Raw genomic sequence first — 12003 nt, 5'->3', positions numbered from 1 at the left:
GCGGCGCCGACACGAGAGACGAGACACAATGGGCAAGAACGTAGTCGTACTGGGTACACAGTGGGGTGACGAAGGCAAGGGCAAGGTGGTCGACCTGCTGACCGAATCCGCGTCGGCGGTGGTGCGCTTCCAAGGCGGACACAATGCCGGGCATACCCTGGTCATCGACGGCGAGAAGACCGTACTGCACCTGATCCCCTCGGGCGTCCTGCGCCAGGACAAGACCTGTGTCATCGGCAATGGTGTGGTGTTGTCACCGGAGGCGCTGATCAAGGAGATTCGCGAACTCGAGGACAAGGGTGTGCCGGTGCGTGAGCGCCTGCGCTTGTCTCCGGCCTGTCCGCTGATCCTGCCGTATCATGTGCGCCTCGATCTGGCCCGGGAAAAGGCTCGCGGCGTGGCCAAGATCGGTACCACCGGTCGCGGCATCGGCCCGGCCTACGAAGACAAGGTGGCGCGGCGTGGCCTGCGTCTGGGTGACATGCTGCACCGCGAGCGCTTCGCCTCCAAGCTGGGCGAGGTACTCGACTATCACAACTTCGTGCTGGTCAACTATCACGGCGAGAAGGCGGTCGACTTCCAGGAAGTACTGGACAGCGCCATGGCGATGGCCGAGGAACTGCGCCCGATGGTGTGTGATACGGTGAGCCTGGTGCACGAGCTGCGCCGCGCCGGCGAGAACATTCTCTTCGAGGGGGCTCAGGGCTCGCTGCTCGACATCGACCATGGCACCTATCCGTTCGTCACCAGCTCCAACACGACGGCCGGGGGGACGGCCACCGGCTCCGGTGTCGGGCCACTCTATCTCGATTACGTGCTCGGTATCACCAAGGCTTACACCACCCGGGTCGGTTCCGGTCCGTTTCCCACCGAGCTGTTCGACGAGCATGGCCGCCACCTGGCCGAGCGCGGCCATGAGTTCGGTGCCACCACCGGGCGCCCGCGCCGTTGTGGCTGGTTCGATGCCGTGGCCCTGCGCCATGCGGTGCAGATCAATTCGGTCTCGGGGATTTGCTTGACCAAGCTCGACGTACTCGACGGGCTCGAGAACATCCGTGTCTGTGTGGGCTATCGCAGCAAGGATGGCGACGTTCTCGACAATCCGGTCGACTCCGAGGGCTACGAGGCGGTCGAGCCGCTCTACGAGGACCTGCCGGGCTGGAGCGAATCGACCCTGGGCGCCAAGCGCATCGAGGACTTGCCGGCCAACGCTCGTTCTTACATCAGCTTCCTCGAGGAGAAGTTGGGCACCTCGATCGACATCGTCTCGACCGGCCCCGACCGCAACGAGACCATCGTGCTGCGCAATCCTTTCGAGGGCTGAGTACGCGCGGGGACGACGAGAAGGAAAAAGGCCGGCACCAGATGCCGGCCTTGTCGCATGCAGCTCAGTTACGCGCCAGCCCTTCGAATGCCTGCGTCTCGCGTCTGTCCTCGTCGTCGATCACCAAGTGGCTTTGCACGTCGGTATCCATGAAATACAAGGTGGCGTAGCCACCGGCGCCGCGGTTGTAGATGGGCCGCATGGGCGCCAGGATATCGTCGAAGCGCGATTCTTCGAAGCGAGCGCGATACATCTCCATCCAGGCGAAGTATTGGTCGTCCTTGAGAAAGCCCGTGTACTGATCACGTGGAGCCAGATCGCCGAGCGCGGAAGGATCCTCGAGAATATCCATGGCGAAATCTACCGCATCGTGCATGGACCTCCCATTAACCTCCATTTCATAGACCTCGTAGCCTTGGCGATGCGTGATCTCCATGATCGGGATAAGGTAGAGCAGAGCATAGTTCTGATAATGGGTGGCGCGACGGCCGCGCTCCATCTCCATCGGAAAGGCCCCCTCCTCGGTCATGTCGTGAAGGGCGGAATAGATGGCACTGACACCGAAGCGGAACATGTCGTCGTCTTCTGTCAGAACGCCGATCATGGAGGCATAGAGAGCGCGGCGATAGAAATGGTTGTTGCAGCAGCTGCTTTCGGCTCCTTCGATCTCCAAATGCACACTGGCCAGCTCGTTGAGCCACTCCTCTACCCGGCCTTTTTCCTCACCCAGGCCATCGACATTCGGCCGGACCACGGAGTAAGCCATGCCGGCAGCAAAGATCATCGACTCCAGCGAGAACCAGGCCTGGGGCTCCTTCCAGTGATAATAGAAGTCCAGTAGGGCATCATCTTGGGCCCACTTGTCGAGGAACTGCACCAGGCATTCGGCGTAATATTCGTTGCCGCTGGCAACATAGGTGCCGGCAAGTTCCGACACGGTATCCTCGAATTTGAACAGGGGTTCGGTGGCTAGCTTCCAGTCATCGGGGGTTGGGTAGAAGCCGGGGATGCGCATTTTCTCGGTAATGGTGGGGATATCCAGCCGCTGGCGGCAGCTCGGGGCGTAATTAGCAAGCTCCTCCCGACGCTGCATCAACAGGCTGTTGTTCGTTTCCTGCAGCAGCGCCATGCGCTCCTCTATGTCGAAATAGGATGCGTCCGGGTCGCGCACCGTGTAACCGGAGAGATCCAGTTCCCGGCGCTCCTCCAGCGTCAGGGCCTGGGTCGTGGCGCTGGTCGCCAGCAGAGTCGCGATCAGCGAACCTGCGATCCATGAGGGAACGGTACGTTGGCGAGCGTGCTTTCCTTGGTAGCTCATTGTAAGTCAGCCTCCTGCTTCGATGCGGCAGCGGCTGACGATCAAGCCGCTACCTTGGCTCGGGTGCGTAAAGGCGAAAGGCGGAGAAGTCGGCGTGTTGGTCGTGCGGCGTACGCCACTCTTCGCCGGTGCCGCCGAAGAAAGTTGAGAACATTATTCCATCGATGCTCACATCCGGCGTGGTGCGATAGACGAGATTGCGCTGCTCGAGAACGGGCCAGCCGTCGATCCATACGCGTACGACACCGTTCTCCTCGCCGGGCGTGTTGAGAACCACCTCCTGCTCGACAGTGACCCAGCGGCCAGTAGGAAAGTACCAATTGCCGCGGCCCAGGGAGTCGCCTTCGTGGCCGACCGTATAGGCGTAGAGTTCGCCTTGGCCCTCCTTGCGCCACATCAGGCGCAGCGAGAAGCCGTTCTCTCCCGTCACTTCCTCGCCGCCGCTGGGAGCGTCACCGCCGTACAGGCCGGGAAGCTTACCTCCTTTAACAAAGTCAAAGTTTGCTTCGAAACGTAACCGATAGTGTAGACATGCCCGGTCGGTGTCTTGCAAGTTTTTTTCCTTGGTGTAGAAACCGAGGCCGCCGCGGGGGACAACCTGCTGGTCGGCATCGCTGGGAGAGGAGCTGTTTCGAGGATAATGGGCACGCAAGGCAGGCTCCGGCAACCCGCTGGTCAGCGCGCCGAGCAGTTCGGCGTTGGACTCGGTGCCCCAGTCACGGGTCGATGCGAAGTCCTCGCGAATCGCTTCCTTGGCTGTCTGCAGGACGTGTCGCGGCCGCAAGGCGGCCAACAGGGAGTAGCGCTCGGAGCATGAGGCCAGGCGTGGCGTGCGAGAATGGTCACTGGCGGACGTGTCGGCGCTGGCGGGAGGCCCCCAGGCGATGGGCAGCAGGCCGACGAGCAGGGCGGCGTGCCTCAGCCAGCATGCGGATTGAGGCATCCGTGCCTCCTCTCAGTAGACGGGCGTGCGAGAGCGGCTCCCCCACCAAATGGGGGAGCCGCTGCCTTCAGTGACTTACTCCGCGCTGCCGCTAGCGGCAGCGGCGATGGCCGCTTCGTCGGAGAGCAGCTCACGTAGAGTTTCGAGAGCGATCTGGCTATCGCTGTCGAACACCTCGTCCAGCCACAGTAGGGCCTGCTCCCGGTTGGCGTGTTCCAGACCGCGGGCCGATAGATAGGCCTGGGCCAGGGAGAGGCGAGCACTGCGATGGCCTTGGCTGGCCGCTTGGTAGAGGTAATCGGCGCCCCGCGCGGGATCGCGCTCGATGTTTTCGCCGCGCAGGTATTCACGGCCGAGAGTCGCCTGGGCTCCAGCATGACCCTGTTCTGCGGCCTCGAGCAGTAATGTATGGCCCTCCTCGACATTCTGGGCGATGGCACCTTCGCCACGCATCAGGGCGAGCCCCAGCCCCACGCGGGCGTGGATGGCGCCGGCATCGCTGGCCTGTCGATACCAGCGTTCGGCCTGCTCGGCGTCCGGTTCGACGCCGTTGCCGTGCTGGTAGGCTTCGCCCAGATGGAAGGCGGCTTGTGCGTTACCTGCTTGAGCGGCGGCCCTAAGCAGCTCCATGCCGCGCTCTGCGTCACGTTCGACGCCGTCTCCGGCCAGATAGGCTTCGCCCAGATCGGCGCGAGCCCCGGCATGTCCCCGGGACACGGCGGCTTCGAGGTACTCGATGCCTCGCTCGGTGGCGCCACGATCGAGGTACATGCGACCGAGACTGGCGGCAGCGCCGGCATGGCCCGCCTGGTGCGCTTGTCCCAGCCAATATTCCGCTCTTCCTTGGTCCTGCTGGATACCATTTCCGTTGAGAAAGGCGCGTCCGAGATCGGCCATGGCGCCAGGGTGACCATCCTCTGCAGCGGCAACTAGGGCTTCCATGTTGCCTTGGGCGCCCAAATCGCGCTGAAGGTAGGTCATGGCGTCGTCGGCGGATTCGTGCCCGGCCTGCTGGGCACGGGTCAGCCAGCGGCTAGCTGTGTCCAGATTGCGCTCCACCCCGTTGCCCTCACGATAGGCGCGGCCCAAGGCCACCATGGCATAGCCATCGCCGGCTTCGGCGGCTCGGGTCAGCATATCTATACCCTCGGCGGGATCGTCGAGCGGGCCTTCCAGATAGGCCTTGCCGAGCTGCGCCATGGCCGTAGTATCGCCGGCTTGTGCAGCTTGGCGCAGGAGCTCCTCGCCTCGGCTGGGCTGGAAGTTGGGATTCTCTTCATCCAGGTAGGCTTCCCCCAGAAGCCGCATCGCTCCCGATTGCCCATTTTCGGCAGCTTGGCGCAACAGCTCCTCGGCCTTGACGGGATCCGGTGCCACGCCACGGCCCTCGAGGTAGGCGGCCCCCAATTGCTGGGTCGCCCAAGGGTGGCCGAGAGCATGACTGCGCTCGAGATAGTCGACGGCAATGTAAGGTTGGCCGGCGACCCGCTCGTCGTCGAGATAGAGTGAGCCTAACTGGGCCAGCGCCAACGCATGATCCTGTTTGGCGGCCTGTTCGAGCAGGTTCATGCCGCGGGGCAGGTCATTGAGCCCACCCTGGCCTTCGACCAGTGCACGGCCGAGGATTACCTGGGCATCCACCGAGCCCGCATCGATCGCCGCTTGCAGCCAGCGCTCGGCGAGCGCTGGCTGCGGTTGGCCAACGCTACCTTCCAGTAGCGCCTCGCCGTAGTACGTCATGGCGTCGACGTGGCCTTCATTGGCGGCTTCTTTGAGTAGCTCCAAACCTCCGGCGGCATCGCCGGCGTCGACCATCTCGCGGCCGGCACGGGCCAAGGCGTCGATGTCACCGGCCTCGGCGGCCTGGCGCAGCCAGCGCACGCGCTGCTCTGGCTGGTCGCCGAGCAGACCCTCGGCCGAGTACATCGACGCCAGTTGCAGCATGGCGCCGGTGTCCCCTTGGCTTGCCTTTGCTTCGAGAGCCTCGGCGAAGCGCTGAGCGTAGTCCATGGCCTGGGCGGGGTTCTCTTTCAGCCAGCCACCCGGAGAGTGAGCGATGGCCAGTGCTTCAAGTGCCTTGGCATCGCCACGGTTGGCGGCGCGCTCCAGTAGGCGCTTGGCCATTTCTGGATCAGCCTCGATATTCTCGGTGCCCTCGGCCAGCATCCCGGCCAGACGGATCTCGGCGTCCTGCTCGACTCCCTCCTCCATGGCTTGCAGGAGCAGGTGGTAGGCCAGCACGTCGTTCCGCTTGACGCCGCGTCCTTCCTGATAGAGGCGCCCCAGACTCAGCGAGGCCGGGCCATGGATGGACGACTGAAGGTCAAGCGCCTTGCCGTAGAGCTCGGCCGCTTTTGCAGGATCCGCTTCGACGCCGATGCCGCGCTCGTAGAGCTTCCCCGTCTCGTAGAACGCCGGCATGACATTGCGTGCCATTAGAGCGTCGAGGTGCTCCATGGCTTCCTCGTAGCGCTCTTCCTCGATCAGCCGCCTGCTATAGTTGATGACGTCCCAGTCCTGGCCACTGACGTCGGCTTCGATGACGCCACCGAACCAGGCCTGGTAGGCTTCGGGCACGGGGGGGGCATGCTCGCCGGGAGCAGAGCCGCCGGTCGCTGCGCAGCCGACGAGACCGGCCGTAATTCCTATAGCCGCCGCCAGTCGCAGCGAGGGGATGAGTCGTGTCCTAACTTTCATGCGTTCCATGTGTTCCCCTCTATGTGTGTGGTTGTCTGAACACGTATTCAATTGCCCAGACCGCGGAATGCTTCGGTGCGACGCCGTTTTTCATCAAGGTAGACGTGCTGTTGGGCTTCCGGATCCATGAAGTAGAGGGAGATGAAGCCACCGGCACTTCGGTTATAGAGCGGTCGGACCCGCTGCACGAAATTGGCTACGCGCGGATCGTCATAGTGGGAGAGGTAGATGTCCATCCAGGTAAAATACTGAGGATCCTTGAGGAAGCCCGTGTACTGCTCGCGCGGGGCGTAGTCACCCAGCGCAGCGGGGTCATCGAGGATTTCGAAAAGAAAATCCACGGCCTCGTGGATGGTGTTGCCCTCGTACTCCAGCTCAAAGATGTCATAGCCCTGGCGCTGGATGACCTGCATGTTGGTGATCAGGTAGTTGATGCCATAGTTCTGGTAGTGCGTGGCGCGCCGGCCTCGACTCACTTCCAGCGGCAGGGCACCGTTCTCGGTCAGGTCGTGCAGGGCGGAATAGATAGCACTGACACCGAAGCGGAACAGCTCATCGTCTTCGACCAGAATCCCGATCATGCTGGCATAGAGCGCGCGGCGATAGAAGTGGTTGTTGCAGCAGCTCTCCTCCGGCTGGCCGGGAAAAGCCGAGTGCTGCAGAGCGAGGCCGTGCAGCCATTTCTCGACCTCGGCGCGCTCCTCTTCCATGTCCTCCACGTAGGGGCGCACGATGGAATATGCCATGGCGGCGGCAAACATCATCGATTCCGAGGCGAACCAGGCCTGGGGATCGTTGGAGTCGAAGACGAAGGTGGTCAGGGCTTTCTCTTCCGCCCAGTGGTGCAAATAGCGCACCAGGCACTCCGCGTAGTAGGTATCTTGGCTGGCGACGAAGGCACCGGCGAGCTTCGAAACGCTGTCCTCGAAGGCAAACAGCGGCTCGGTGGCCAGCTCCCACTCCTCGGGGCTGGGATAATATCCCGGGATGCCGCCACGCGTGGTAATGGGCTTGTAGCTGAGTTGCTGCTGGCAGCTCGGCGCTGACGAGGTAAGGATCTCCATTTCCTGCAGCAGGATGGAGTTGTCGGTGTTTCGCAGCAGTTCCATGCGCGCCTCGACGTCGAAATAGCTGGCGTCGGTGTCGGTGACCCGGTATTCGGAGAGATCCAGTTCCTTTCGTTCGTCACGGGGCATGGTCTCTTGCGCGCTTACCGTACTCGTCGTGAAGACGAGCAGCAGCGCAAGAAGTGAAGGATGCGAGAGGCGTCCTTTCAATGGTGGAAATGGCATTCGGCGTCACTCCATGTGCGCTCGAGGAAAAGTCAGGGTTGTGCGTAGAAGCGGAAGTCGGCGAAGTCCACATATTGGTCGCGAGGGGTTCGCCATTCTCCACCGGTGCCGCCGAAGAAGGTAGAGAACATTAGGCCGTCGATGGTGAGCTCGGGGGTGGTGCGGTAGGTGACGTTCTGTTGCTCCAGCACCGGACGTCCATCGATCCACAGCCGGGCGACACCGTTCTCGTGGCCCGGGTCGTTGAGGATGAGCTCTTGTTCCACCGTCACCCACTGACCGACCGGGAAGCTCCATGCACCGCGCCCCACCGAATCACCCTCGAAGCCGACCACATAAGGGTATAGCTCCCCCTTGCCCCCTTCTCGCCACATCAGGCGCATGGAAAAGCCATTGTTGCCATCGACTTCTTCGCCACCCGAAGGGGCATCACCACCGTAGAGCCCTGGCAGCTTGCCCCCTTTGACGAAATCGAAGTCACTCGGAAACCGGATCTTGTAGCTGAGGCAGGCTCGTTCGGCGCCGCGCAGCGACGGCGGGTCGCTGTAGAACCCTGCCCCCCCACGGGGCTCTTCGCCAGGCGAGGAGGTGCCGGCGGGGTAGTGTACCCGTAGCCCAGGCGTTCCCAACCCGGTAAAACCGGCCCCGAGACGCTCCACGTTCTCCTTGGTGCCCCAGTGTTGGGTGGTGTTGAAACCTTCGCGAATCGCCTCGTGAGCCCTCACACCGGAGGCCGGCTGGGGCGCTTCGGCTGCCGTGTAGCGCTGGGAACAGGCCGATACCTGGGGAATGCCGACGTTGGCATCCTCAGCCAGGTCGGCGAACAGGGGGCTGGCGCCAAGCGACGCCAGCGCAATCAGCGCGATGCCGCTACAGCGGCAGAGAGCCCGGCGCGAGCTGTCAGCTGTCATCGGTAACTTCATTCTCGACCTCCTGGGAAGCAGTATCCCCCTCCTGAATGGCGGTGCGATAGATGTCATCACCGAGCTGGATCACCGAACTCACGCCCTGCCAGACATGTTCGGAAATGGTGCCCAGCAGCGGCGCTTCGGTAAAGCGCACGTCCACCGGTTGGCCAACGGTGTCCGCGGGCAATGGTTCCTCCGGCACCAGCAGCACGCTGGCGACGTTCTGCTGCTGGCGCACCCAACTGGGGAAGCCGGCGCGGGGCTGGCGCTCGATATCGAGGGCGACGTTGCGCACACGTGCGCGAATGGGTTTGTTCGAGTTGCCCACTGTCACGTAGGCCTGCTGGTTGGGTTCGATGCGGCTCACGTCATCCATGTGGACCAGCGCTTCGACCAGCACGTCGTCCTCATCGGTGCGGATCAGGGTCATGATCCGCTCGCTCTCATTGATGTATACGCCGTCGGCGCTGCTCAGGGCCCAGGCCACCAGGCAATCGCAGGGACTGTAGATGTCGTTGTTCGATTTGCGTGCCTCCAGAGCCGCAATACGTGAGCTCTCGTAGTCGCGAACCGTCTCGAACTGGCCGATGCGCGCCTGGGCTATTTCCGGCGAGACCGACTCGAAGGTCATGGTGTCGCCACTGGCCGGCTGCGCCGAGTTGGCCAGGCTGACCTCCTGCATGCCGCCTTCGAGGTGTTGGCGAAGGTTCTCGATCAGGCGGTTGTTGTAGTCGAGCGCTGCCTCGGCCAGGATCAGGTCGGATTCCAAGTCGCTGTTGACCACGCTGGTCAGTTTCTGGTCGCGCTCGACGCGATCGCCAGCCGTGAGATCATGGTCGCCGAGCAGGCCGGGTCCTGGCGCCCGGATGTCGATGCGCGGGGCCGTCACCGCGGCGAAGCTGGGTTCGATCAGCATGAAGTTGCGATAGGCGGTGGCTGCGGCGACCAGCGCCAGCACGCCGATGGCGGCGAACAACAGGATGTAGCGTCCCATCGGCTTGGGTGGGCGGGACGGAGGGGTAGGGCGGGCCGCCTGACGCTTGCGCGGTGTCTGGGGGTCTTCGCCGCCGATCAGGCCCTCTACGTTGGGCGTGCGGCCACTCAGCGCGCTGCGAATGATCTGGCGCAGCAGCTCTCGATGCTGCGGCTCGATTTCGGTGATCTCGAAGCTAATATCGTAACCGCTGCCCTGCTCCGCGGGGACGGAGCGCAGGCATTCCGCTTGGAGTGGCACGATCAGCTCGGTGGCACCGGCCATCATCAAGAGCGAGGCGGATATCCTCTCGCCCGGCTCGAAGCCGCGTGGACTCCGGGCGGAAAACCCTCCCAGCGAGACATCATTACCGCTCAGCTCGGTGTCGCTGTCGGCGAGATCGACACGAAACGGCAGGGTAACGCGAATGTAGCCACGTTCATCCCGGCGCTCATGCTGAAGCCGATCCCCCTGGGTCAGGCGCACGCTGTCCTGGTCGGCATCCCGCGGCTCGTCGTGAGAGGCGGTCTGCCTGCTCGATCGGTTTCCTCCCAGGGTAGGCTCGTGCCGTTTATCGTCGTTAAATAAATTGTCAGCCATCCGTTGGTCGCTCCTTGCGTCAGGGTTGAGTCGCTGCCATATCGTTCGGGGCATTGGGCTCGACCCTGAGTCGTACGTTGACAAGGGTCAGGTTATGTTCGTCAAAGGCTAGCTGGCAGTTCGCATCCACGGTGCATTCGACGGCATCTTGGATAGCGTTGCCATTCGGGCCTTGCATCAATTTTGCCAAGGCGGGGGAAATCGCCAGGACGGTAGTGCCATGATTACCGCGGATTCGCTTCTCGCTCGGCAGCGTGTTCTGCTGCAAGGTCTCGAGCAGCTCCCCTTCGAGTCGGAAATAGCCCGGAGGCAGTTGAACCGAGTCGCCGATCTTGTCGACAAGGGCGGCACTGAGCCAGCGATCGAGCTGCTCGGGATCCTGGCTGCGATCCCAAGTCTGATCGCGGGCTATGCTCAGTGTCATCCGGTCGGGCGGCGCCATCACACCGGTCGAGATGACAAGGATCAGCAACAGCACACCATAGGCGAAGCCGTGCAGCACGTGACCCATGCGGCGCTGCCTTTTGGCCGCAACGGGATCGTCCGGCTCCCCCGCGGAGATTCCCTGACGCGACCACTTCTGGCGATTGAAGCGGAAGCTGACATAAGTCTTCAGCATCGCTCCCCAAACTTGGTTGTAGTAAATCAGTGGAATCCACAGCAAGCTGAAACGTCCTCGCTGCCAAGCCAGAATCGAAGTGGCGATGCTGCGAGTAAAGAGGATCCATACCAAGTAGGCGAACAAGAACGACGGCCGCACGAACAGCGAGACCAGGACGACAACCGTAGGCCCAACCAGGGTCGTCCACATGGAAAGGCGCTGATCCACCAGGCTCCACCAGGTAAACATCCCCATCGGACGCGGTCCCAGGGCGATCGCCCGGTTGCTAGTACGCAACATGTTGCCGTACCAGCGACGCATCAGATCGGTGGTGGAGGCGAAGAAGCGCTTACGGTCAGGCAGTTCCTCGAACCCGGTAACGAAGACATCGGGAATATAGAGCATTCGCCAGCCGTTCTTCAGCAACCAGTACCACGAGGATTTATCGTCGCCCGAAAGGAACTTGAAATTGCCAAAGCGCCAATGTTCGACGTGGTCGCTCTCGATCAGTTCGATGAAGTCCGGCTGTGTCGCCAGGTCGGCACGAAAGACGCTGTAGCGGCCGGTCAGTACCAATAGGCGCCGTGAAAGTGACATCGAACTCATCATCAGGTGACGCTGTGCATAGCGCAGGTCGTACCACTCGCGAGTGGCATCGTTGCCAGTCACTTCGGCGCGGTTGTTGGTGGTTAGTGCGCCCAGGTCATCCTGAGACTGGAAGAAGCTGAGCGAACGCGACAGCGTACCCGGCTCGAGCCTGATATCGCCATCCATCGATACCAGCAGCGAGCCCGGCGCCGGCAGACGCCGGGAGATCGCCCTCAACACCTCAGCCATTGCCGAACGCTTGCCGTCCCCCTTCTGGAACATGTAGCGAACTTCGACGTTTTTCGGCCAGCCGTGATCGTCCATCACATGGGTAATGACATCCACGTCGGTACGGTCCGAGACGGAGGCGAAGACGGTGGTCGGTACACCATAGGCGCGAGCCTCGCGAATCAGGGCGTCATAGACCTGATAGTTCACCCTCGCCTCGATCCGGAACGAGGTGCACAGCACGAACAGCTCAGGCGGTTTCTCCTCTTCGCCGATCGCGTCCGCCTCGGCCCGCATCTGCGGGAAGATGCGGCGGTTGTACCACACCGAACGCACGGCCTGAACTGCCCACCAGGAGTAGCGCCAGATGGCAATCCAGCCGATGACGAAGATGAAGCTCTCCGACCCCGGCGAGAATACCTCCGAGGGCAGTTTGCTGAGAATTACCACCATCAGCGCCAAGCCGAACAGGAAAGTGGTGATCTCCGTCGTCCAGCTGGCGGTGGAGGGGTCTGGGGGAGTAGCGGACAT

The 12003-nt window shown here is 62.5% G+C and carries 8 protein-coding genes; 1 reads left to right on the top strand and 7 read right to left on the bottom strand.

Translation table 11 applies throughout. The features are described 5' to 3' along the window. Nucleotides 1–28: 28 nt before the first annotated feature. A complete protein-coding gene (locus HNO52_RS14650; protein ID WP_197565992.1) occupies nt 29–1324 on the top strand; it encodes an adenylosuccinate synthase in 1296 nt (431 codons plus the stop codon). 64 nt (nt 1325–1388) lie between these two features. Here the strand turns inward: HNO52_RS14650 and HNO52_RS14645 are convergent, their stop codons facing one another. The 7 genes from HNO52_RS14645 to HNO52_RS14615 form a co-directional block, all read right to left on the bottom strand. Then, nucleotides 1389–2642: an alginate lyase family protein gene (locus HNO52_RS14645; protein ID WP_197565991.1), complete on the bottom strand. Its 1254-nt coding sequence runs from the start codon at nt 2640–2642 to the stop codon at nt 1389–1391. A 49-nt stretch (nt 2643–2691) separates the two neighbouring features. Then, nucleotides 2692–3585 (bottom strand): polysaccharide lyase, encoded by an 894-nt coding sequence (locus HNO52_RS14640; RefSeq protein WP_197565990.1) that lies wholly within the window; start codon nt 3583–3585, stop codon nt 2692–2694. A gap of 75 nt (nt 3586–3660) precedes the next feature. After that, nucleotides 3661–6291: a tetratricopeptide repeat protein gene (locus HNO52_RS14635; RefSeq protein ID WP_197565989.1), complete on the bottom strand. Its 2631-nt coding sequence runs from the start codon at nt 6289–6291 to the stop codon at nt 3661–3663. 38 nt (nt 6292–6329) lie between these two features. After that, nucleotides 6330–7478 carry an alginate lyase family protein gene (locus tag HNO52_RS14630; protein WP_232090312.1) on the bottom strand — a complete coding sequence of 383 codons (1149 nt, stop codon included), beginning with the start codon at nt 7476–7478 and terminating at the stop codon, nt 6330–6332. A 128-nt stretch (nt 7479–7606) separates the two neighbouring features. After that, a complete protein-coding gene (locus HNO52_RS14625; protein ID WP_197565987.1) occupies nt 7607–8485 on the bottom strand; it encodes a polysaccharide lyase in 879 nt (292 codons plus the stop codon). Then, nucleotides 8475–10055, bottom strand: a complete 1581-nt coding sequence (locus tag HNO52_RS14620; protein WP_197565986.1) for an alginate biosynthesis protein Alg44 — start codon at nt 10053–10055, stop codon at nt 8475–8477. The genes HNO52_RS14625 and HNO52_RS14620 overlap by 11 nt, the downstream gene beginning before the upstream one ends. 19 nt (nt 10056–10074) lie before the next feature. Then, complete coding sequence (locus HNO52_RS14615; protein ID WP_197565985.1) at nt 10075–12003, bottom strand: glycosyltransferase; 1929 nt, start codon at nt 12001–12003, stop codon at nt 10075–10077.

It is taken from the genome of Halomonas sp. MCCC 1A13316, from assembly GCF_014931605.1.
In the GTDB taxonomy this organism is placed as follows: Bacteria; Pseudomonadota; Gammaproteobacteria; order Pseudomonadales; family Halomonadaceae; genus Halomonas.
Note: the sequence above shows the minus strand (reverse complement) of the source record. Positions and strands in the feature narration are given on the sequence as shown.